The organism is Neisseria sp. P0021.S007, assembly GCF_051956855.1.
In genome coordinates this window covers 1-479 of the sequence record NZ_JBQCXA010001453.1, presented here as the reverse complement: position 1 = coordinate 479, position 479 = coordinate 1, and the positions used below count along the sequence as shown (strand labels likewise).

Sequence of the window (479 nt, the reverse complement as noted above, 5' to 3'; positions counted from 1 at the left end):
TAATAACAATTATCATTTGCAAATTTTGAAATTATCCGTATAATGCAATTCATCGAAACGAAATCAACGCACTACAGAACGAAAGGAGAAGAAAATGCCTGAAAATATTTTCCAGCAAGTCTCTCTCGACATTCTGAGACTGCACCAACATACCATCCGCTCTCTTTTGGCAACCCAGTGTTGCGATGATTGCGAAGTACATGATGCCGTATATGTTACGCTCGATGGTCGTTATTATGTTTGGCTTCCCTGCATGGGTAAATCGGAGCAACCGCAAACCGGCATCCTCCTGATTGAAGATGAAGACAGCCATTCCCGTTTAAGCTGGGTCGCCAGCACTCGGGAGGTTAAACAAAAAGACAGTTTGTACAGCCGCGTCGTTTCCGTTTTACAACGCAAAATGCAGAAGGCAAAAGAAAAGTTTATTCATGCGTCTGATGCCCGTTTGCTTGAACTGACACCGCAGCAAGGTCGTTTGA

1 protein-coding gene is annotated in these 479 nt (G+C 43.8%); it reads left to right on the top strand.

What is annotated here, in order from left to right; translation table 11 throughout:
• Positions 1–94: 94 nt before the first annotated feature.
• The coding region (locus tag ACTHUR_RS19660) for a pyridoxamine 5'-phosphate oxidase family protein (protein WP_440400474.1) at positions 95–479 on the top strand (385 nt) is incomplete at its 3' end.